This window comes from Paenibacillus sp. HJGM_3 (assembly GCF_045062745.1).
Taxonomy (GTDB): Bacteria; Bacillota; Bacilli; order Paenibacillales; family NBRC-103111; genus Paenibacillus_AA.
On record NZ_JBJGED010000033.1, the window covers coordinates 1 to 21,493 of the forward strand.

The following is a 21,493-nucleotide window of genomic DNA, read 5'->3' on the forward strand; positions in this document are numbered from 1 at the left end:
GGCGCACTCGTGTCCAGCTTCACTGTCACTTCCGCTGCTTCACTCACGTTCAACGCTGCGTCCGTCGCCGTCACGCGGTACACGTTGTCTCCCGCCACCGCATCGTCGATCGTCACCACCGACGGGATTGTGCCGATCGTTTCGCTATAGAACGGCGTGGCTTCGCTTCCCTTGTACACCTTCACCGTCGAGCCTGCTTCTGCGGTTATCGTCAGTTCCCGCTTCGTGCTCAATGCGTTCCAGTACGCCGGCGCCGTTACTTCCGGAGCGTTAGGGGCAGTCGTGTCCAGCTTCACTGTCACACTAGTCGCTTCACTCACGTTCAACGCTGCGTCCGTCGCCGTCACGCGATACACGTTGTCTCCCGCCACCGCATCGTCGATCGTCACCACCAACGGGATCGTGCCGATCGTTTCGCTATAGAACGGTATGGCTTCGCTTCCCTTGTACACCTTCACCGTCGAGCCTGCTTCTGCGGTTATCGTCAGTTCCCTCTTCGTGCTCAGCGCGTTCCAATACGCCGGTGCGTTTACACTTGGAGCCGCCGGCCCCACCGTATCCACCACCACACTAGCGCTAGCCGCCCCACTGACATTCCCAGCTGCATCCGTAGCAGTAGCACGGAACGTGTATGCCCCATCTCCACCCACAGTTACCGGCACTACCTCATAAGTAGCACTCGTCACCGTACTCGTGAAGAACGGCACAGACTGTTCATTCAAGAAAACCTGCAACTGCGAACCTAACTCCGCGGTCACCTGCAACTGTCTCAGGCTGCCCGCATTCCAATATGTCGGCAATGGCGCAATCGAAGGTGGCTGCGGTGCAGTCCGGTCTACCCGAATGGCCGGCACCGAAATGCGACTGCTGAGCGTTCCAGCAGTATTGATCGCATCGACCTGCAAGCTATATGGCCCTTCCGCCAAGGCAACCTCAAAAACAACTTCCCCACTTGATCCAACAACTTGCTCACCCAACTTCTGTGAAGAGTTCCAAAGTCGAATCGTATTCCCGACTATACCTCCGACACGAATTGTAACATTCGCCGCATTCGTAGTTAACGATGCAACCGGACTCTTCACCACCGGCGTACCTGGAGGCGGAACTTCCGGCTCCTCCGAACCCGATCCAGGCTGCTGCGTGCCAGTTCCGGGCTGTTGCGTTCCCGGTTGTTGGGTTCCGGGTTGCTGAGTTCCCGGCTGCTGCCCACCCTGCTGCTGTTGTTGCTGATCAGTCCTCTGCTTATCCGCTTCAAACCGGGCTTTCTCCGCCTCCCCAAGTCCCTGCTTATACGTTTCCTCCGTCTGTTGCTTTTGCTGCTGCTGGGCTTGACGGTTTGCCTCTTCCTGCTTCGCCTTCTCCGCCTCCAGTTGCGCCAGCAGAGCCGCATTCTGACGAGCGCGCTCTTCTTCCTGCAGCCGTGCTTCATCCTGCTTTTGTTTCCGCTCCGCCTCGAGCCGCGCCAGTTCGGCCTCCTTCGCCTTCAACACTTCCGGATCAGTCGCGATCGTTTTATCGAAAGGCTTCACATTAGCCAAATCAATCTTTTCACCAGTAAGGCTTTCATTGACTTTGGCGATCAACGTATCCATCTCTTTGGCGTCTACTTTGTTCGTATCCTTGGCCACTTTAGCGATATTCGCGACGAGGTTGGTCAGGTTTCCCCCGAATTGGGAAAGGGTGCCCGCATCCGACAAAGTCAACCCGGATTTAGGATCGACTTGCTTCGTTCCGGTTCCAACCTGCTCGATAAACGTTTGGTTCTCCTCCGCGATTTGTTGAATCGTCTCAATGAGCTGTACGATCATCGCCGGGTTTGCCCTACTCACGAATTCTTCAATGTTCAAAGGCGCAACCCCTACAGAGGGGTCAACACCGGCACCCGAATCAGGCAATGTGAACTGCTGCCCCGGATAAATGTTCGCTGATGCGGAGGCATCCTCGTTCTCATTTCCCGTCGAGGAAGCATTCAGAACCCCCGATGCCATAATGGCAAAAATTTGCCCCAGCTTGGTCTCGATGTATCCGTTGGAGCCCCGCACCCCCATGACGGCGGTCGGTGTTTCTACCTCGAATTCGTCTTCGGCATTAACGAGCTTCTTGACCTTGAACCACAGCGATCCGGCCCACACCTTCAACTTGGACTTCTTCCCACCGGCCGCTTCGACCAGACTGGAGATGTAGAGCTCCGTATTTTCGCCGATCGTCACTTCATCTTCCTGATCCACGATTTGTAGGGTGATACTGGAGCCCGCTTCGGTCTTGATATGATCCCCCTGGTTCAAGCTCATTTCCTCGAAAGCCCGATAGCTGTTCGATCCTCCGGCCTTCGTCACCATAACCGTCCCTTGGAGGGACACTACGATCGCAGCGCGACTGTCTTTGGCCTGAGCCGGATGCGTCCCCCAGAACGTCGTTCCGCCAAGACTGAAGCTCACGGCCAAAATTAGGGTTATGACGTAATACTTCCATCGTTCCGCTTTCCCCACTCGCCACCGGACCTCCTTTTGCCCAATTTTAGAAACCTCATTCTTGCCTGTCCTGCCCTCAAAAAAAGATGCCAGCACTTGTGCCGGCATCATCGAGTCGAATCGTGGGTGTAAATTATCGTAAAATTACGGTTTCGGTTGCTGCGTCCCATTGGACGTCCAAGCCGAGTTCTTCCGAGAAGAACCGAATCGGGACGTACGTGAGGTCCGCTTGAATATAAGGCGCCACATCGATCTCCTTGATCACAGCGGCTGTGTTCGGAACAATGCGTTTGATCTGCTGCTTGCCGATCGTTAATTCTACGCTGGTACTGCCTTTGGACAAAAGTACGGTGCGTTCGCCTGTTGTAGCATTTTCGTTAAACTTCACTTCAAAGCCCAACGCTTCCGTAATGGCGCGAACCGGAACCAGCACCCGCCCATTCACATTCTCAGGCTGGGACTCGAAGGTGACGCGCTTATCTCCATTGACGACCTTGATGACACCATCATCCGTTATGCCGTCCGGCAAGGAGTAGAACGACAGCTTCCGGATTTTATTGTTGTAAGCATCGGCGATCCAAACGCTGCCATCAGCCCCAACAGCGACGTCGGTCGGGTTTTGCAGACCCGCTTTGCGATCCGGTCCGTCCGCGAAACCGCTAAGCCCCTCGCGCTCACCGGCCAACGTGGACACGACCCCATCCTTCAGATAGCGAATCGAATGATTCAGACTATCCGCGATAAGTAAACCGCCCTCAGCGGTAAGCGCCAAGCCTTTCGGGTACTTGAAAGCCGCCTCACTGGCCTTGCCATCGATCAAATCTCCAGCTGCATACAACTCATTTTTTTCATACAACGCTGCGTTGCCGGCTGGAATGAGCCCGGCTACCGTGGAGACTTGCCCCGTCTTGAAATCGATATAGCGAATCAATTGGTTGCCGGTATCGCTCACGTACAAGTTGCCTTGCGCATCCAACACCAGACCGCCTGGCTCATTGAACTTAGCCGATTTCAAGGCACCGTCCGCGTAGTCCCCTGCGGGAACCACTTGACCCGGCACGATCTCCACCGCTCGCGTGGATAGAGCATTCAACGTGGACACCGTTCCATCGGCGGTAATTTTACGGATTGCATGGTTAAGCGTGTCCGCCACGTACAAGGTTCCGTCGGCCGCGACAGCCACATCTTGCGGTGAGTGGAAGGAAGCCTCCTTCCCTTTTCCATCCTTGCTCCCGAGTACACCGCTTCCTGCAAGCGTAGTGACATTGCCTGTAGTGTCAATTTTACGGATCGCATGGTTCTCGGAATCCGCGACATATACGGTACCTTGCGCATCCGCAGCCAAACCTTTCGGTTGCTGGAAAACGGAAGCCGCAACTTTGCCATCGACCAAGCCACCGATCGGATTATCGTAATTGTCTCTCTTGAAAGTAATTCCGGCATACGCGGACATCTGGTTGCCCGACAACTTACGGATCAGATGACTCTTCGAGTCTGCAACGAGCCAAGAACCGTCAGTCATAGGTAGCAGGCTCCATGGGCTCCTAAACGTAGCCGACGTTGCGTCGCCGTTCGCTTCTCCGTTGTCGCCCTTGCCCGCCACCGTAGAGACGCTGCCGAGAATTTGGTTGTTGCCTCCGATAACCGCTTGCTCGATCGGGACCGCCGCCCATGCTGCGGTCGCGCTGCCGAGGAGCAAGACGCTCGTTAGCAAAGCCGTGCTTAACATTCTTAAAGGTTTCATTGCGTTCTCCTTATCTAGGAATGATCATAAAGGGTTTGATCAGGGTCATTAAATAGTTGTAGTCGTTAGCGTCGCTAGTTCCATCTTGATTGAAGTCAAATTGGTTCGGCACAATCTTCTGCGAAAAACGCACCACATCGCCGATATTCAATGGAGTAAGATCCGATGGATTAGATCGGTTAAGCGTAGGGACAACATTCAGAATTACATTCTCATAATTTTCCTTCCGGAAATTTAATCCATCAATTTCCACGTTGTTGGTTTGAATGAATGGTACTGTATAATCTAATTCAAAAGTATTAGCAATTGTTTTGACCTTCCACTTCCCGTGACCGAAACCTCGGATGACAACATCCCCAGCTTCATTCGTCTGTAAATCATAATAATTGAATGGATTGTAATCATCTACCAAGACCACTGGTTGATTAGCATAAATAGAGGTTGTGGGTTGCCCTGTACTGTCATTTAAGATCGATACATGCAATTTGACCAATGGAATATCGGCTGTTGTTGAAAGCAATTTAACTATGCTCGAATCCAACAGATTAGCATTTACAATCTGCACGAAGTACGGTTTCTCATCATCCGAGGCAACATAGAATTTAGAACCAAAATCCATTTCTGAACCTATCGGGGTCGAGCCTTGATATAGTTGGAACTTCACCCCAGATGTTCCAATATTCTGTGCAATATCTCCTTGGCTAGTTCGTAGAGAAAGGTAGTACTCCGAATCGTACTCTTCGTCTGGCAAAGCCTCCAACACCTGTACATCTGCTCCCAAGATGAGCGTTGCATTATGCTGAAGGACTACCTGACTTCTGAGAAATTCAGAATCACGCACGAACCAGTAGTCACCAATGTTATAACTTAAAGAGTACGGATTAAAGGCATAGGAAAACGCAAAAGTTTTATTGCGGTCCAAGTTAAAATCAAGAGCATCTTCTTCGAACGAAACGGGTCCCGCTTTTATCGGAATTAACTTAAACTTCAAATCGGATACTTGAGAATTGACGGCCGAAAAATTAACTTGTGACATAGGCACACTGTTGTCAATCCGATTGGGGATCGGGTAAAACTCGGATGAAAATATCGTTGTCGGATTACCAAGTATATACTGATGCGTTGCCGTCTGTATCTCCACATATTCATAAAACGAGCCCATATCCCATTCTAGTTGCGGATCAATATAGTAGCTTATGTTTTGGTTGTATTCAATTATAGGATGTTTGATGTCATATTGATCATCTGACCAAAGAGCGCCAAAATGATGCCGAATCGACATGCTCTCTGGCGTTTCACCACTTAATCCAAAGCTTGAGGTGTAAAATGGCCACAAGTCAGAAATATTGATTTTCTCCCGAATCACTTGATCAAAAGGAAATTCAGACCAGTAACTACCGACCTTGGCAAGATAGTATTGCTTCACGTTAGTTATGGTTTTCTCTAGAACAGCCAAGAGATTCGAGCCAAAAAGTGAACTTACATCTTTCAAGATGAAATAATGTCCAGCTGTCGGACTAGCCCAAGTTTGGACTTCTCCATTAAGCTTTAAGGAGTTAAATGTCGCATTGGGATCATTTACATCAATTCGCACAAGCTTAATACTATCGGAAAAGAACCCGATAGGAATAATCTTCTGACTATCCCCATAATCCCCGATTACCAGAAATAATAAGTCTGTCGAGTTGACTGAAATATTCGTTAACCGCCCTAAACTTGTATTGGAATCAATGACTCCACTAGTCCTCAGGGTACCATTTCCATCGACAATTTTAATAGATTGACCATTAAAATTTGTGTCCTTTACTACAAACTCATACGCATCACCAGCACCGAGATTCGACAAATTAAGAGTTTGCTCGCGCTCGTACTCGTAATCGCTCAATTGGGTGCATACAGCATCTGGGGCGATAACGCTGTATACGGCAGCATATACAGAACTGGATACGGTCTGGCAGGAAGCGGGGGCAATAGAAGCCTCCGCTTTATTGTATGGAAGAGAGCCTACAAGATGAAACACGTTCAGTAGCAACGCTGCAATTAGAATACGTGATAGTAAGCTGATTTTATTAAGCATCAGGAGATCCCTCCGTTCTGGATGCTAAAATTAATGGAGGAATCCTCATAAATTGAGCCGGGATTCACAATCCTGCCATTCTTGTCGACTATCCTTAGGTTCAGGGTAATGGTTCCATTCTGTTCTTCTGGTACGTATGGAATGCTGGAGAATGTAAAGCGAACTAGCCTCTTTGTTCCCGAAATATCAATATTGTCTACAGCTGTCCGACCGTCTGAATAGTTGGAAATCAGATACAATAAAACATTCTTATGAATCTCAACATCATAAGCCTGTTCGAGCCTTGCTACACTTGAACTGGTATTAAAAATTTCATTACCCTGGTAGCCTGGATTTCCATAGATTCCAGAGGTTCCAGAGGTTTCATGGGTTCCATAGGTTCCATAGGTTCCATAGGTTCCAGACGAGTACCACGAATATATAGGAAGATCGTAATTAAGTCGTGCCTCGACCGCATAGAGGGAAGACTCACCTGTAAATTGACTCAGCTCAACATCAATATAAAATTGTTGGCCTGGTACAATGCTGAATTCGTTCGTTGATTTCGAAATCGTGCTTGGTGTAACGGTGAATGTAGCTTTAGCGGGACCACCGGTATCTGGGTTTACAACGGTAACCGTCACACTTATTTCTTGAGTGGATACATTGCCTGCTCCGTCCTGCAACTTCACATAGATCGTCTTCGGTCCGGTTCCACTAGTCAGCTGGTAATTGGTTACGGTTGGTGAGAAGTTTACAAATTCATCAAAGGAGCCGGAAACTTGGGACAAACTCATTTTCGTCGTATCACTGGACGCATCAATATTCAGTGTAACGACATTGGAGGTAACGGTATTACCGCCGCTAACAGAGATGGAACCGGTCGGCGCACTCGTATCCAACATTATCCCAGGCAAAATCGCTCGCTCGCTCTCAAGCCCATTCAACCTAGCAGTAAGCGACAACTGATTAATGCCTTCGCGCAGCTGGATTTGCAGCGAGCTCGAACCACTGCTTCCAATCGTTACACTTTCTCTAGCTTCCGATCCCGCCCATACTTGGACCGTTGCACCTACTTGTGCGCTAACGGTTAAGCTCAGCGTAGGTTTATTCGTGAGAGTCTGAATATTAGCCGTACTAAAAGTAGGTTTCGTCGGAGCTACCGGATCCGGCTCATTCCCGCTCCCCGTATCCCCGCCCGTATTCCCGTTGTTCCCCGTATTGCCCGGGTTGGTATTCGGATTCGGCGTAGGCGTCGAAGACGTGTTGTTCTGCTGCTGCTGTTCCTGCTTTTTCTTCTCGTCCTCCGCCTTCTGCTTGTTCTGCTCGAACTGCTGCTTCTGTGCGTCGCTCAGACTATTCTTGAATGCATCCTCAGCATTTTTCGCAGCTTCCTCTTTAGCCTTACGATTCGCCTGTTCAAATGCCTTTTGAGCGGCTTCCAGTAGCCTCAACAGTGCGACATTTTCCTTTTGTTTGTCTTCCAGCTCTTTAGCCGCCCGATCCCGTTCTTGCTGAGATTGGGACTGCTGCTGCTTAGCGGTTTCTTCCCGTTTCTTAGCCACTTCCGGGTCCATCCCGGCCGTCTTGTCGAACTTGGGCACGTTGTTCAGATCGATCTTTTGGCCGGTCGTAGACTGGTTGGCTTTATCGATCAAGGATTGCACCGTAGTCTTATCGAGTTTGTTCGTATCCGCGGCGGTCTTGGCGACGTTGGCCAAAAGGGCGGTCAGGTTGTTCCCGAACTTGCTGAGATCGGCAGGATTGCCTAGCTGCAAGCCCGATTTCGAATCGACTTGCTTCGACCCCGTGTTCACATCTTGTACGAACTGCTCGTTCTCTTCCCGAATCTCCTGAAGGGTCGTGAGGAACTTCTCAATCACGCCCGGAGAGGCATTTTGCACGAAGGACTCAATGTCCAAGCCCGACACGGCCTCGGAAGGATCGATATCCGAGCTGCCCGACAGGTTGATCTGCTGCCCCGGATAGATCGAGGCGGTGGAAGAAGTGCTGTCTTCGGACCCCGATTTTTTCTCGGTCGCCAAGACGCCGGAAGCCATCATCGCGAACAATTCGCCCAGCTTCGCTTGAATATACCCGTTGGAGCCGCGGACGCCCATGACGGCGGTCGAGGTTTCCAGCTCGAATTCGTCATCCGCGTTGACCAGTTTCTTCACCTTGAACCACACGGAGCCGGCCCACATCTTGAACTTCGACTTCTTGGCCCCGTCCGTCTCCATAAGGCTCGAGATATACAATTCCGTATCCGGCCCGACCGTAACTTCATCCTCTTGATCTACCACTCTCAATACGATGCTAGATCCGGATTCCGTCCGAATGTGGTCGCCCTGATTCAAGCTCATGTCGGCATAGGCCCGATATTCGTTCGAGCCGCCGGCCTTGGTGACCATGACGGTCCCCTCGACGCTGACGGCGATAGCCGCCCGGGTATCTTTGGCCGCGACGGTCCCGGCGAAGCCGCCGGTCATCAGGCTAAGCAGCATGGCCCAACAGACGACTTGCGCCAACCACTTGCGTGTCTTCCCAGTATTCATTCTCATTCCAGTTCTCTTTCTCCTCTCTGTCTAGCACTTCCTAATCTTTATTGCTTCGAGGCGGCGGCTTGCGCCATAGCCAACTCGCTGTGCACTTGATAGATTTTGACCGGCAATTCCTTGCCCTTCACCTTGATCTCGCCCATATCTTCAATCTCGAACAAGTGATGGATCCGCTCGTAGATGTTCTCGCTGATCAAGATTTGGCCCGGCTTCGCATTCGACTCCAAGCGTGCGGTGAGATTGACCGTATCGCCGATCGCGGTGTAGTCGAGACGCAGTCCCTCCGAACCGATATTGCCCACGACCGCAGGCCCGCAGTTGATGCCAACGCCGAAGCGGACGGTGAAGCCCAGCTTATCCATCAGCTTCTGCTCCAGCACGGCCGATTGCTTCTTCATCTCCAACGCGGCGCGTACGGCCATCTCGGCGTGGTTGTCGAACTTGATCGGAGCGCCGAAAATCGCCATGACCCCGTCGCCGATGAATTTGTCGAGCGTCCCGTTGAACTTGAACACCGCCCGCGTACACACGTCGAGGTATTCGTTCAGGAACGTGATCACTTGCTCCGGCTCCAGCTTCTCCGACAGCGTAGTAAAGCCGCGAATATCTACGAAGATGAGCGAGATGTCCATCCGCTCTCCGCCAAGCTTGACCTCTTCGCCGGATTGCAGCATTTGATCGACGACCGTCTTCGGCACGAACCGTCCGAAGATCCCGGTCACCCGGCTCCGTTCCTGCCGTTCGGCCAAGTAATGACTGATGATGGACCACACATACATGAGAATGATGGTCAAGAGCGGATAGAAGATGGGGATGAAAATGTGAAATCCCTCGTTGCATATGATGAACGCCGCGATATAGGCGACGAGGGTACCTGCGAATACGAAGATCGCGGGCCGGCCCTTGAAGCGTTGGAACAAATAGAGCGTCAGGAGCACGAGACCCAGCATAATCGCAATGCCGGCTGGCTCGCTTAATTCATTCCAGAATTTGTCCTCTAGGACGGACTGCAGCATGTTCGCGTGAATCTCGACCCCGAACATCTTGATAGAGGCGCTCATCGGAGTCAAATATTCGTCCTGCAGCCCTGTCGTGAACGGACCGATCAGGATAATATCGTTCTCGAACATTCGAACGTCGATCTTGTCATTCAGCACATCGCTGAACGAATATGTATCATAGCCGGTCTTCAAATCCTTCTCTTGCCGGGGTTTCGTGAAGTATTGCGTAAGTACTTGATTGCGCTCGTTGGTCGGGATCACCTTGTCGCCCCGGAGCCATTGCTGCTTGGCCGGGTCCCACTTGACTTGCTCGTTCGGGGGCAGCGTCAGATTGGCGAGCTTCACGCTGAATGCTTCGACCATGCCGCCGTTCTTCTCTGGGATGCCTACGATCAGGCGTCTCACACGGTCATCTCTGTCTTGGAATACATTGATGTGGGCGGTTTGACTCTTCGGAGCATTAATTGCGCTGGTGGGGAATTCGATCCGTTCGTATTCCAGCAGTCCGGCCGCCTTCTGTTGAGGGGGGAACATGAAGTTGACGGGCAGGATCACATTCTTGTACTTCGCCATAATCTCGGCGAGCGCTTGATCGTTCTTCGGGTCCTTGCTCGGCTCCGGGAACAACACGTCGACGCCGATCGCGGCGACCTTGCCGGTGGTCTCCAGCTTCTCGATCAGCTTGGCATAAATCGAGCGATCCCACGGATATTGGCCGATCGCCTCGAGCGATTTGGAATCGATCTTGATGATTTTGATCTGGGTATCCGGCTCCCGCTGCTCGGCTACCTTCCCGCTAAGGGCGTCCCTTAACGGATTTTCGACAAAATAAAACGAACCACCAGTCCCAGTGGTATATGAAAATACGGACAAAATGGCAATGACAATAGCCGCTATGACCGAAGATTTCCAGTTCTTCTTGCCCATTTTTCGCCTCCCTGTCGCATCCTAAACTTTATTTTATAGGGCTTGCCGGAATATGGCAATCATAGATTGTGTGATTTTTGACACAAAAAAACCCGACTCCGGTTTCCAGAGTCAGGTGTTCTTCCCTAGCGGGTGTATTATTTATTGAAAGGCGCGTCGCCAACCTTGATGGAGTCGGTAGGGCAACCGTCCGAAGCGTCTTGAAGGTCGTCGTACAGGTCTTCAGGAATTTCCGTGTTCCCGTGGTTGTCGTCTCCGTCAAAAATCACCTCAGCCAAACCTTCATCATCATAGTCATAAATGTCGGGGGCAGTTGCACCGCATGCGCCGCAGGCAATGCATGTATCTTTTTCTACCCAGGTGTATTTTGCCATTGTGGTTTTCCTCCTCAAATTTAGCCTCAGTATAGAATATAATACAAAACTATAGAAAGTTCAAACACTTTAGCAACTCGCGCCGCCTGTCCCCACTAGCTTATGAGAATTTCAGCCAGGTTATTCCAGCCTCCCGTCTAAGGGCGGTACAACGGCGGCGAGAACGAATCGAGCAACCTCGTCCGGATCGTTCACGTTCAAGGCCCGAATATGCGCAGGGATCCTGTACCTCACCGCTTCACTGCAAGCGACGGCGAGCAGTCCCGGCCCGAGCTCATCTAGCACGGCCAAGTCTTCCTCAAGGCGGGCTACGGCGATCTTGGGATGATCGCTCCCCTTGAACCCCTCCACAACCAGCAAATCGTATGGCTCGTCCTCCGCCTCCATCCGCTTCACCCAATCTTCCAGGGTGGGGGCGGATTTCCGATAGTAGATTACGAGGCCTCCTGCCGTGATCACGGTCACGGACGCTGCACCCGCTGCACGGTAGGCACACGAATCGGTTCCTTCCGCTTCCTTATAATGACCGTGTCCGTCGTGCTTGGCCACCGCCACCCGGAGCCCCTTCCGCTCCAACCGGGCGACCACCTCCGTCGCCAGTGTCGTCTTGCCGCTTCCCGAATAGCCGGCGAAGCCTATGATCGGCGGGTTCCTCCGTGATCCTCGTGATCCTCTTGATCCGCGGTTCTGCTCACTCATCGCCATCCTCCTCCCGCGGCAGCCGCAAATGATCCATCTGCAGCGAGGTTCCCCGCACTTTGTGGTTGCGAATTAATGTAGAAGGATCATCCCCGAGCATACCGGCCGTCAGAATGGCGCTCTCCCCATACTTGTCGCGGATCCGGTCCATCGCTTGATTGAGCTGCTCCTTGCGGGGCTGGGACTCGTAGTCGAACAGATCCAGCTGGATGACCGCCGTTTCCTTCGGCTGCAGGCTCTGAAGCGTTATGCCGAGCAGCCGTACCGGGCTGCCGGGCTTCCAATGCTTCCGGAATAACGCGCAGGCTGTCTTATGAATGTCGTCCGCGTTCTCCGTCGGATTGGACAGCGTCAGCGAGCGGGTAATCGTCTTCATGGACGGGTCGCGGATCGTGATCTGGACCGTACTCGACACCATATGCTGCCGCCTGAGCCGCCGGGCCACTTGATCGGCCACGTTCAGGAACACCCGCGACACGTCCGGGAACTCCGTTACGTTATGCGGCAGCGTCGTCGTGTGGCCGATCGATTTGCTCGGCTCGCGGTCCTCGAGCACCGGCGAATCGTCATTACCGTTCGCCGCCTGCTTCAGCCAAGCTCCCTGAACGCCGAACTCGCGGACGAGGAATGCTTCCTCCGCCGCGGCCAGCTCCCCGATCGTGCGGATATTCAGCTTGGCCAGCTTCTCCCCGGTCCGGCTCCCGATGCCGTACATGTACGCGCACGGCTTGTCCCACAGCAGCCGGGGCACATCCCGCTTGCGCAGCACGGTCAAGCCGTTCGGCTTCTTCATGTCGGACGCCATCTTGGCGAGCAGTTTATTGGGCGCGATGCCGATCGAGCAGGGCAGATGCAGCTCATCGCGAATGCGCGTCTGGATCTGGGACGCAATCTCGAGCGGCGAGCCGAATTGACCCGATCCGGTAATGTCCACGAAGCATTCGTCGATCGACATCGCCTGCATGAGCGGCGAATACGAATAAGCGATCTGCATGAACCGTCTCGAGAATTGTCGGTACAAGTCGAAATTCGGCTGCAGCAAGATGAGCTCCGGGATGAGCTGAAGCGCCTGTCGCACCTGCATCCCAGTCCTAACCCCTCGCCCCCTGGCGGCATAAGAACACGTGACGATGATCCCCTTGCGCAGCTCGACGCTGCCGGCTACGGCAATCGGCTTATCCTTATACAGCTCCGGCTCGACCGCCTCATGGACGGAGCAATAGAACGCGTTCATATCGATATGGAGAATGACGCGGCCATTCTTCGGATAATGTTCGCTTCGTGAATTGTTCATACTCTCAGCTTACCGCTCCGTTTCTGACAGGTCAAGGACGCTAGCGCCCAGCGTGGAAGCAGGCCGGAAGCCTCATGCGGCGATGAAAATCATGTCAACAAATCGAGTAAAAAATGTTATAATCAATGGATGAACAGAAGGAGGAAGTCCCATGTCCAGTCAAGTTAGCATATTCGACACCACCCTGCGGGACGGAACGCAAGGGGAAGGCATCAGTCTATCCGTGGAAGACAAGCTCAAAATCGCCCAGAAGCTCGACCAGTTGGGCGTTCATTATATTGAAGGCGGATGGCCGGGCAGCAACAGCAAGGACATCGAGTTTTTCCGGCGGGCCAAGGAACTGAAGCTGACGCAAGCCAAAATCTCCGCTTTCGGCAGCACACGCCGTAAGGACACGCGAGCGGAGGCCGACCCGAACCTGAACCGCCTCGTCGAAGCCGGGGTACCCGTAGCCTCCATTTTCGGCAAATCGTGGGACTTCCACGTCCATACCGCCATCCAGACGACGTTGGAAGAGAACCTGGCCATGATCTTCGACTCCGTTCAATACTTGAAGAGCAAAGGGATGGAAGTGATCTATCTCGGCGAGCATTTCTTCGACGGGTACAAGAACAATCCGGAGTACGCGCTGCAGACGATCCGCCACGCGGAAGCGGCGGGTGCCGACTGGATCGTGCTGTGCGACACGAACGGCGGCTCGCTGCCCGGCGAAGTCTCCGACATCGTAGCGACGGTATGCCGGACCGTGAAGGCACCGGTCGGCATCCACGCCCACAATGACTGCGAGCTCGGTGTAGCGAACAGCCTCGCCGCTGTTCAAGCGGGAGCCCGGCAAGTGCAGGGCACGCTGAACGGCTTGGGCGAGCGCTGCGGCAACGCCAATCTGTGCTCGGTCATCCCGAATCTTCAGCTGAAGCTGAATTACCGCTGCATCTCTGACGAGCAGCTGCAGCAGCTGACCCCGGTCGCGCGGTACGTAAGCGAGATCGCGAACGTCGTCATGCCGGTCAACCAACCGTTCGTGGGCGCGGCCGCTTTCGCCCACAAAGGCGGCATCCACGTGTCCGCGATCATGAAGCATCCGAAGACTTATGAGCACATTACGCCCGAGCTGGTCGGCAACAAACAGCGGGTGCTCGTGTCGGAGCTCGCCGGCCAAAGCAATCTGATGGTGAAGGCGCAGGAGCTGAACCTCGACCTGAGCAAGCAGCATACGCAGACGCGCGACATCATCGAGAAAATCAAGGAGCTCGAGCACCAGGGCTATTCGTTCGAAGGGGCGGACGCTTCGCTGGAGCTGCTGCTGCGCCGCGCGTTCCAGGACATCGAAGAAGCGTTCACCGTCGAGTCGTTCAAGCTCCTGGTCGAGAAGTCGGTCGGCAACGCGGTCGCTTCGGAAGCGATCGTGAAGCTGAAGGTGCACGGCGAGACCGTCTACACCGTCGCCGAGGGCAACGGTCCGGTCAATGCGCTCGACAATGCGCTGCGCAAAGCGCTCGTGCAATTTTACCCGGATATCAAGCAAATGCATTTGACCGACTACAAGGTTCGCGTGCTGGATGAGAAAGACGCTACCGCGGCCAAGGTGCGGGTGTTGATCGAGACGACCGACTTCCAGAACACATGGAGCACCGTCGGGGTGTCCGAGAACGTAGTCGAAGCGAGCTGGGAGGCCTTAGTCGACAGTATTCATTATGCGCTGATCGGTAAAATGCATGTGGAGACGGACGCCAAGCAAGAGCCGCAGCTCGGTATCGTGAACCACTAAATAGTCCCGGCAACTAAAAGAACCATCGACTTGGTACCTCGTAACGGTACCCGTCGATGGTTCTTTTTTCTATTTCTCCGCGTTTTTCTTCTGAATCAAATCCTTGATCCGCTTCTCCAATTCATCCGGATTGAGCAGGTTGAACACATCGGTAATGACCCCGTTCGAATTCACGAGGAACGTGGTCGGCAAGCCTTTGATCCGGTATATATCCGCCGCGGTCCCATCGGAATCGAGCAGCACGGGGAAGTCGAACTGATGAAACTTCACGAACGACTTGACGTTGTCCATCCGGTCCTGCTGCGTCACATTGATCGCGTAGACGTCCAAGTCCGCTTTATATTTGTCGGCCAGCCGCTTGATGTCGGGCGCCTCCACTTCGCATGGCCCGCACCAGGACGCCCAGAAGTTGACCAGCAGCACCTTATCCCGCGCCCCGCCCACCTCGTAGGACGATCCGTCCAGTCCGGTCAGCGAGAGGGTCGGCGCCAAATAATTCGGCTTTGGGGCGGTATCGGTCGGCAGCGCCGTTTCGCGATCGGCCGCGGCCCAATTTTGATACACCGCTATCCCGGCCAAGAGGACCACCAGTGCTAAAATAACCGCGTTTTTACGATTCCACATGCTTCGTTCATCCTTTACGCCATGGCTAAGTTGTCTGGGCTTCGCAGAGCGCCGTAGGCCCAAGTTACGGTCATGTAAGTTTAAGGGGTTTCTTTAAGTATGCCCGGTTTTCCTTCATTTTAGCACGCTCTTCCCTGCATGACCAACTTCTCCGGGGGAGAACCTAAAGTCAACTTACGCCCAGGAGGATCGAGATGGGAGCGACTACCAAATCAAGAAAGCTGAGGATCACGTTCGAAAGCGACATTAATGCGGACTTCGAAGCCGAGTCCGAGTCTGAGCAGTCAGGGAAGAAAGGCCAATCCGGCAAGCGTAAAGGCCAATGGCTGGAATTTATGGCGATCGCCACCATTCCGCTCGTGCTCGTATTGGGCAATTCGATGCTCGTCCCGATCTTGCCCGACATGCAGCAGGAGATGAGCATTTCCAGATTCCAAAGCAGCCTAGTCATTACCTTGTTCTCGTTCGCCGCGGGCGTGTTCATTCCGGTAATCGGGTATTTGTCGGATAAGTTCACGCGCAAAGCCATCATCATCCCTTCCCTCATTATATACGGCGCGGCAGGCATCCTGGCCGGCTTCGGGGCGGTGTGGAAATCGTACACGATTCTCATTATTGCCCGGGCAATTCAAGGCATGGCCGCAGCCGGCACGGCTCCCGTCGCCATGGCGCTCGTAGGGGATTTATACAATGGGGCCACAGAGAGCAAGGCGCTCGGACTGACCGAAGCGTCGAATGGAACGGGAAAAGTAGTTAGTCCGATTCTCGGCTCTTTGCTCGCCTTAATTGTCTGGTATGCGGCGTTTTTCGCTTTTCCCGTGTTCTGCGCCCTCTCCCTGGTCGCCGTCATTTGGTTGATCAAGGAACCGGAGAAGAAAAAAGAAGCTCCGATGCTGAAGGCGTACTTGAAATCGATCATGGACATCTTAAAGCAAAAAGGACGTTGGCTGATCACGTCCTTCTTCGCGGGCTCCCTTGGTTTGTTCATTTTGTTCGGCGTATTGTTTTATTTATCGAATATTCTGGAAAAAGCTCCTTACAACATCGACGGAGTGAAAAAAGGGTTTGTACTTGCTATTCCGCTGCTAGGCATGGTAGTCACCTCTTATACGACCGGGGCCGTCATCAAAAAAAACGGAGTGTTGATCCGATGGCTCATGCTGATCGGACTAATCCTAATGGTGGTGGCTCTGGCGTCCACGATTTTCTTTTTCCAAAAGCTGTACCTGTTCATCGGCCTGCTCACGATAAGCAGCATCGGCACGGGGCTTCTCCTGCCGTGCCTAAACACTTTGATCACCGGTGCGGTCGAAAAGGAGCAGCGCGGCATGATCACTTCCTTGTACAACTGCTTGCGGTTCTTGGGCGTAGCGGTCGGCCCTCCGCTCTTCGGATGGATGATGGAGAAGTCCGACCGGATCGTATTCATCTCCGTCTCGGCGCTGTCGCTCGTTACGCTCGGCCTCGTGTTCTTCCTGATTAAGCCGGATCGCCAGGTGAATTAATCCGAACGCTGCGCTATTATATAGGAAGAAATACAGTTAGCGAGGCGGGGATCCAAAAGTGATCGCAATCGATCCGAATACGGCGGCAGCTCTGTGGAGGTATTGCACCTCCCGGCAGCCGGAGGAAGCATGCGGGGCCTTGATCGGGGTTGAGCGAAAAGGGGAATTCATCGTTACTGGATTTTTTCCGATCGCGAACCGCTCTCCGCAACCGACCGCGAGCTTTCAGTTCGATGCCTCCGAATGGGCCGAGTTATACATGCGATACCGTGTCGTCCCCGGCGATCCAACCGAAGATAAACAGAGTACCGGGTTGATCGGGACTTTCCACTCGCATCCTGCGGGTCCGGCTGCTCCTTCTGCCGCAGACCTGGAATCGGCATCCATTATCCGCACCGAGCTCCCCGTGCATCTCATTCTTGCTCTACAGACACGCGACTGGTTCGCGTACCGTCTAACCAAAAACCATTCGTCCGCTCTGGGCGGCGAATGGTTCATTGGCTTAAATATTCGTATAAGTCCCCCAGCGTAAGCACCTCCCGCTCGATCACTTCCCGCAACAGCTTCCCCCAAAGCTTCGCGGTCATCACCGAGTCATGCAGGGCGTGGTGCCGGCTGGTCGTTTCGATCTCATAGCTCTCGAGCAAGGCATCCAGACTGTAGCTGCTCCGTTTCGGATGCATGCGCTTCGCAATAATCATACAATCGAGCAGGCGGTGGGACAAGTTCACCTTCGACGTCTTCCACAACGCGGAATTGAGAAAATGCTTGTCATGGCCGCTCCCGTGCACGACCAAGACCCGATGCTGTACAAACTCCAAAAATTGCCTCAAGACGGTAATCAACTCCGGCGCTTTCGACGCCTCTTCCATCGTAATTCCGGTCAACAGCTCGACTTCCTCTGGAATTTTCCGTTTCGTCTGGGTCAAGCTGTAGAACTGCTCGTCTTGCATCGTTTCGCCGCTGACGGAGACGGCCCCTATCGAGATAATCTCATCCCCGTTGTACGGCGAGAAGCCTGTCGTCTCCAAGTCGAAGACGACCGCCTCCAAGCTGTCCAATCGAACCTCGTACAAGCTGTTCTTACGTTGCTCCTTCATGAAAGAACGGATAAAAGCCATATGCTGGGCGTTCTGCGCGTCGAACATCGATGCCACGGCGGGCGTAATCCCGCCTTTCTTGTACAGGTGCCACATGCGCCCGACGGCGGACATGTCTTTCATCGCGTATCCCTCCGATCGTTCCGGCCATCCGTGAGCAACCGTTCCGTTCGTTTCCTGACGACCAGCTGCAGCTCTTGTCCGTCCCGAAGAGCTCGGCGCAGCCGTTGCTTCAGCTCCCGGCTCAGCTGCTCGGCCTGCAACATGCCGCGGGTCGAGAAGACGCCGTTCTCGCTCTGATACGGGGTCTGGGTCCTAAGCCACAGCGCGAACTGCATCGCTTCCTTCCATCGCCCGTACAGCTCCTTGTCGATAAACGCCAGCTCCAGTAACGCTTCCAGCCGCAGCAAGGAAGACGAGACGTGAATGTCCGCTTCGATCGCCAACTGCCGGATTCCGTTGATGAGCGGGATATAAGCGCCGTACTTGATGTCGAGGCCGCCCGCATCCGGTCCGTATCGTTCCGTAATCAGGTTGCCGAACGGCCCGAGCGACGGCTTGTGATGAAGCGTATTGCGCAGCATGTCGCCCATGCTCGCGGGGCGCTTGCGCACTTCATGGTGGAACGCATCCTTAAGCGCTTTTACAAGCGAATCGTCTCCATAAACACACCGCATATCCGCGGAGATCAGCAAATACCTCACGTGCTCCCACTGCGGGTCTTCGAACCATCCCTCCAGCATGTGTATCCACTCCCGAAGCGGCTTCCGCCACTGGGGATTCGTGCAGATCACGTTGCCCTCGCACGGGGGATAGCCGATCCCCTGCAGCGACCGGAACGCCTCTTCGGCCAGCAGGCTGAAGTACGAGTCGACCTTCTCCCGCTCTTCCTCATCGGGGTCGGCGTACACCAGGCCGTTATCTTGGTCGCTCCATTGCGTTTGCTCGGACCTCCCCCCGCTTCCGACCAGAACGAAGGCATAAGGAACGGGAGGAGAACCTCTCCCTTCCTCGCGCAGCTTGCGCTCGCTCAGAATTAAGGTTCTCCTGACAAATTGATCGTGCAGCCGATTCAATTGATCGTACCATTCGCCGATGAACAGAAGCGCGGGAGGGGCCGGGAACGTCGCTAACAGTTCTTCACGCAGACTGCGCAGATCGGGGATCGTCGCCGTCCGGTTGATGCGATCTTCCATGCGGGAACCATTGTACCCATCCATAAGCCCCTCCGGCAGCCTGGATTAGACGGAAACCGTCTCGTTGCCTGATTTCTTCAATTGCTCCGGATACCCGTACGAACCGTGTTCGCTGATATCCAAACCCATGATTTCTTCTTCTTCCGTAACGCGAAGGCCCATCGTGGCTTTCATAATGCTCAGGATCACGTAGGAGAGGACGAAGACGAAGACGAACGATACCCCCACGCCCATCGCCTGAATACCCAGCTGATGCAGACCGCCGCCATAGAACAACCCTTCCTTGCCGACCTTCACGATCTCAACCAAACGAGGCGCTGCGAAGAATCCTGTGGACAATGTTCCCCACACACCTGCAATCCCGTGCACAGAGAAGGCATAGACCGGATCGTCGATCCCGGCTCTCTCGAACCATTGAGCGGTGAAAAAGGTAAGCGTACCGGCTACAAGACCGATGATCACCGCGGCCCAAGGCTCTACGAATGCACACGATGCGGTGATGGCCACGAGAGCAGCCAGAACGCCGTTCAGCATGCTAGGAATGTCGGCTTTGCCGAAGTACATCCACGAGACGACCAAGGCCGCTACTCCGCCGGCTGCTGCGGCGAGGTTCGTGTTCAAGGCGATGAAGCCGAAGAAGCCGTCATTCACGGCAGACAAGGTGCTGCCCGGGTTGAATCCGAACCAACCGATCCACAGGATGATGACGCCGAGTACCGACAACACTTGGTTGTGGCCCGGGATCAGGTTGGGCTTACCATCTTTATTGTATTTGCCAAGACGCGGTTTCAGCAAGATCGTAGCGACCAGAGCGGCGGTAGCGCCCTGCAAGTGAACGACCGTGGAACCGGCGAAATCTTGCTTGCCGTGCTCGGCGAGCCAGCCGCCGCCCCACACCCAGTGAGCGACGAACGGATAGATGACGACCGTGAACAGCACCCCGAATACGAAGTAAACCGATAGTTTCGCTCTCTCGGCGAAACCGCCCCACGCGATGGCGAGCGCTACGCCGGCAAAAGCGAGCTGGAACAGGAACTTGATGCTGATCGGAACGACCGAGTAAGCGAGCGAACCGAATGAAGCGGCGGCTTGCTCTTCCGTACCATCGACGAAAAACCCGCTGAAGCCGATGAACTTGTTGCCATCCCCGAAGGCGAGGCCAAAACCGACCGCCCAGAAGGCAAGCGCCGCGATCCCGAACGTCAGGATCGTCTTACCGGCTACGTGCCCGGCATTTTTCATTCGGGTGGATCCTGCTTCCAGAAGGGCGAAGCCGGCTTGCATGAAAATGACGAGAATCGCGGCCAGCATAACCCACACAGCGTCGATAGCGTGGAACAGCTGCTCATTCGTCGGCGGCTCCCCTTCTGCGAAAGCCAGCGCGGGGAATGCTAAAACCAGTAAAGCTACCATCATAAGTACCCGTTTCATTCAATTACCCACCTTCATGTTAATTTTTATAACATTTAATGAAACCGATAGTGTCATTATAACTAGCGGATTTGGATTTGACAATATGGTTTTTATCGTTTTTCGTAAAAAACCGTACATTAACTCAAATAAATTACATGATTATTCGTGGATACAAGCTGTTTATGTCATTATTCATTACGTTAATCCCAAAAAATGGGCAATAGCGCTTGTCCACCGAAAAGCATAACGTTTGACTGTATGGTTTGCTTTGAGTATGATGAAGAAAGACACCGAAACCGGAATGAAGGAGGGCGCCCAAATGGGGTAACGACACTTTACAAAATCGGGGAATTGTCGCGAGTATCCGGCGTTAGTCCGCGGACCATCGATTACTACACGAAGCTCGGCCTGCTGTCGCCGGAACGCCGCTCGGACACCAATTATCGTTTGTACAGCGATGAAACCTTAGCTCGATTGAAACGTATAGAAGAGATGAAGAAACAAAAATATACCTTAGAAGAGATTAAGACGAGCCTCGAACAGTGGCAAAAGGTAAGCCGAAGCGAAGTTGTGACAGAAAAGCTGACATCCCTTCAAATCCGCTTGACCCAGCTCGAACGGGAAGTGAAGGAGCTAAGCCCGCTGCTGTCCCAGATGAAGCCCAAGCAGGCCAACAACCTGTTTAAGAATTTGGCTACTCAGAGCGCCGCATGTATTGAAGCTCTACTGATCCTTCTAGGGAAAGGTCCACTTATGTAGACAT

The 21,493-nt window shown here is 53.6% G+C and carries 16 protein-coding genes; 4 read left to right on the forward strand and 12 right to left on the reverse strand.

Features of this window, described 5'->3' with window-relative positions; translation table 11 throughout:
- The 8 genes from ACI5FR_RS28000 to ACI5FR_RS28035 all read right to left on the reverse strand — a co-directional run.
- On the reverse strand, nucleotides 1-2,489 hold a 2,489-nt coding region (locus tag ACI5FR_RS28000; RefSeq protein ID WP_405460665.1), incomplete at its 3' end, for a FecR domain-containing protein.
- 115 nt (nucleotides 2,490-2,604) lie between these two features.
- Nucleotides 2,605-4,215, reverse strand: coding sequence for a stalk domain-containing protein (locus tag ACI5FR_RS28005; protein WP_405460668.1), 1,611 nt, complete (start codon nucleotides 4,213-4,215; stop codon nucleotides 2,605-2,607).
- A 10-nt stretch (nucleotides 4,216-4,225) separates the two neighbouring features.
- Nucleotides 4,226-6,292: a hypothetical protein gene (locus ACI5FR_RS28010; RefSeq protein WP_405460670.1), complete on the reverse strand. Its 2,067-nt coding sequence runs from the start codon at nucleotides 6,290-6,292 to the stop codon at nucleotides 4,226-4,228.
- Nucleotides 6,292-8,760, reverse strand: a complete 2,469-nt coding sequence (locus ACI5FR_RS28015) for a FecR domain-containing protein (RefSeq protein WP_405460672.1) — start codon at nucleotides 8,758-8,760, stop codon at nucleotides 6,292-6,294. The genes ACI5FR_RS28010 and ACI5FR_RS28015 overlap by 1 nt, the downstream gene beginning before the upstream one ends.
- A gap of 113 nt (nucleotides 8,761-8,873) precedes the next feature.
- Nucleotides 8,874-10,757: a CHASE2 domain-containing protein gene (locus ACI5FR_RS28020; protein WP_405460673.1), complete on the reverse strand. Its 1,884-nt coding sequence runs from the start codon at nucleotides 10,755-10,757 to the stop codon at nucleotides 8,874-8,876.
- Nucleotides 10,758-10,894: 137 nt separating this feature from the next.
- The gene (locus ACI5FR_RS28025) at nucleotides 10,895-11,131 is read right to left on the reverse strand and encodes a ferredoxin (protein ID WP_405460675.1); all 237 of its coding nucleotides are present in this window, start codon (nucleotides 11,129-11,131) and stop codon (nucleotides 10,895-10,897) included.
- Between the two features lie 120 nt (nucleotides 11,132-11,251).
- Entirely contained in the window at nucleotides 11,252-11,830 is a 579-nt protein-coding gene (mobB, locus tag ACI5FR_RS28030) for a molybdopterin-guanine dinucleotide biosynthesis protein B (RefSeq protein ID WP_405460677.1), read from the reverse strand.
- Entirely contained in the window at nucleotides 11,823-13,124 is a 1,302-nt protein-coding gene (locus ACI5FR_RS28035; RefSeq protein WP_405460679.1) for a DNA polymerase IV, read from the reverse strand. The genes mobB and ACI5FR_RS28035 overlap by 8 nt, the downstream gene beginning before the upstream one ends.
- 151 nt (nucleotides 13,125-13,275) lie before the next feature.
- Here ACI5FR_RS28035 and cimA point away from each other — a divergent pair, with 151 nt between their 5' ends.
- The gene (gene cimA, locus ACI5FR_RS28040) at nucleotides 13,276-14,892 is read left to right on the forward strand and encodes a citramalate synthase (RefSeq protein WP_405460681.1); all 1,617 of its coding nucleotides are present in this window, start codon (nucleotides 13,276-13,278) and stop codon (nucleotides 14,890-14,892) included.
- 69 nt (nucleotides 14,893-14,961) lie between these two features.
- Here the strand turns inward: cimA and ACI5FR_RS28045 are convergent, their stop codons facing one another.
- Complete coding sequence (locus tag ACI5FR_RS28045) at nucleotides 14,962-15,516, reverse strand: TlpA family protein disulfide reductase (protein WP_405460683.1); 555 nt, start codon at nucleotides 15,514-15,516, stop codon at nucleotides 14,962-14,964.
- Nucleotides 15,517-15,710: 194 nt separating this feature from the next.
- Between ACI5FR_RS28045 and ACI5FR_RS28050 the strand changes: the two genes are divergently transcribed.
- Both ACI5FR_RS28050 and ACI5FR_RS28055 read left to right on the forward strand, forming a co-directional pair.
- Nucleotides 15,711-17,021, forward strand: a complete 1,311-nt coding sequence (locus tag ACI5FR_RS28050) for an MFS transporter (RefSeq protein WP_405460685.1) — start codon at nucleotides 15,711-15,713, stop codon at nucleotides 17,019-17,021.
- A 58-nt stretch (nucleotides 17,022-17,079) separates the two neighbouring features.
- Nucleotides 17,080-17,553 carry a M67 family metallopeptidase gene (locus ACI5FR_RS28055; protein ID WP_405460686.1) on the forward strand — a complete coding sequence of 158 codons (474 nt, stop codon included), beginning with the start codon at nucleotides 17,080-17,082 and terminating at the stop codon, nucleotides 17,551-17,553.
- On the opposite strand, the gene ACI5FR_RS28060 is transcribed toward ACI5FR_RS28055, so the two are convergent.
- The 3 genes from ACI5FR_RS28060 to ACI5FR_RS28070 are packed head-to-tail and all read right to left on the reverse strand — an operon-like array spanning nucleotide 17,516 to nucleotide 20,748.
- The gene (locus ACI5FR_RS28060) at nucleotides 17,516-18,244 is read right to left on the reverse strand and encodes an exonuclease domain-containing protein (protein WP_405460688.1); all 729 of its coding nucleotides are present in this window, start codon (nucleotides 18,242-18,244) and stop codon (nucleotides 17,516-17,518) included. The two genes, ACI5FR_RS28055 and ACI5FR_RS28060, sit on opposite strands and share 38 nt — an antisense overlap.
- Complete coding sequence (locus ACI5FR_RS28065) at nucleotides 18,241-19,341, reverse strand: DUF294 nucleotidyltransferase-like domain-containing protein (protein WP_405460690.1); 1,101 nt, start codon at nucleotides 19,339-19,341, stop codon at nucleotides 18,241-18,243. The genes ACI5FR_RS28060 and ACI5FR_RS28065 overlap by 4 nt, the downstream gene beginning before the upstream one ends.
- 21 nt (nucleotides 19,342-19,362) lie before the next feature.
- On the reverse strand, nucleotides 19,363-20,748 hold the full coding sequence (locus ACI5FR_RS28070; protein WP_405460691.1) for an ammonium transporter: 1,386 nt from the start codon (nucleotides 20,746-20,748) through the stop codon (nucleotides 19,363-19,365).
- A gap of 195 nt (nucleotides 20,749-20,943) precedes the next feature.
- Here ACI5FR_RS28070 and ACI5FR_RS28075 point away from each other — a divergent pair, with 195 nt between their 5' ends.
- Nucleotides 20,944-21,489 (forward strand): MerR family transcriptional regulator, encoded by a 546-nt coding sequence (locus ACI5FR_RS28075; RefSeq protein WP_405460693.1) that lies wholly within the window; start codon nucleotides 20,944-20,946, stop codon nucleotides 21,487-21,489.
- Nucleotides 21,490-21,493: the final 4 nt, after the last annotated feature.

Bases quoted from the DNA above. Each gene is read 5' to 3' on its own strand.
- cimA (WP_405460681.1), top strand. From the start codon at position 13,276: ATGTCCAGTCAAGTTAGCATATTCGACACCACCCTGCGGGACGGAACG.
- ACI5FR_RS28005 (WP_405460668.1), bottom strand. From the start codon at position 4,215: ATGAAACCTTTAAGAATGTTAAGCACGGCTTTGCTAACGAGCGTCTTG.
- ACI5FR_RS28060 (WP_405460688.1), bottom strand. From the start codon at position 18,244: ATGAAAGACATGTCCGCCGTCGGGCGCATGTGGCACCTGTACAAGAAA.
- ACI5FR_RS28065 (WP_405460690.1), bottom strand. From the start codon at position 19,341: ATGGATGGGTACAATGGTTCCCGCATGGAAGATCGCATCAACCGGACG.
- ACI5FR_RS28070 (WP_405460691.1), bottom strand. From the start codon at position 20,748: ATGAAACGGGTACTTATGATGGTAGCTTTACTGGTTTTAGCATTCCCC.
- ACI5FR_RS28075 (WP_405460693.1), top strand. From the start codon at position 20,944: ATGGGCAATAGCGCTTGTCCACCGAAAAGCATAACGTTTGACTGTATG.
- ACI5FR_RS28025 (WP_405460675.1), bottom strand. From the start codon at position 11,131: ATGGCAAAATACACCTGGGTAGAAAAAGATACATGCATTGCCTGCGGC.
- ACI5FR_RS28045 (WP_405460683.1), bottom strand. From the start codon at position 15,516: ATGTGGAATCGTAAAAACGCGGTTATTTTAGCACTGGTGGTCCTCTTG.
- ACI5FR_RS28015 (WP_405460672.1), bottom strand. From the start codon at position 8,760: ATGACCGGCGGCTTCGCCGGGACCGTCGCGGCCAAAGATACCCGGGCG.
- ACI5FR_RS28050 (WP_405460685.1), top strand. From the start codon at position 15,711: ATGGGAGCGACTACCAAATCAAGAAAGCTGAGGATCACGTTCGAAAGC.
- ACI5FR_RS28010 (WP_405460670.1), bottom strand. From the start codon at position 6,292: ATGCTTAATAAAATCAGCTTACTATCACGTATTCTAATTGCAGCGTTG.
- mobB (WP_405460677.1), bottom strand. From the start codon at position 11,830: ATGAGTGAGCAGAACCGCGGATCAAGAGGATCACGAGGATCACGGAGG.
- ACI5FR_RS28035 (WP_405460679.1), bottom strand. From the start codon at position 13,124: ATGAACAATTCACGAAGCGAACATTATCCGAAGAATGGCCGCGTCATT.
- ACI5FR_RS28020 (WP_405460673.1), bottom strand. From the start codon at position 10,757: ATGGGCAAGAAGAACTGGAAATCTTCGGTCATAGCGGCTATTGTCATT.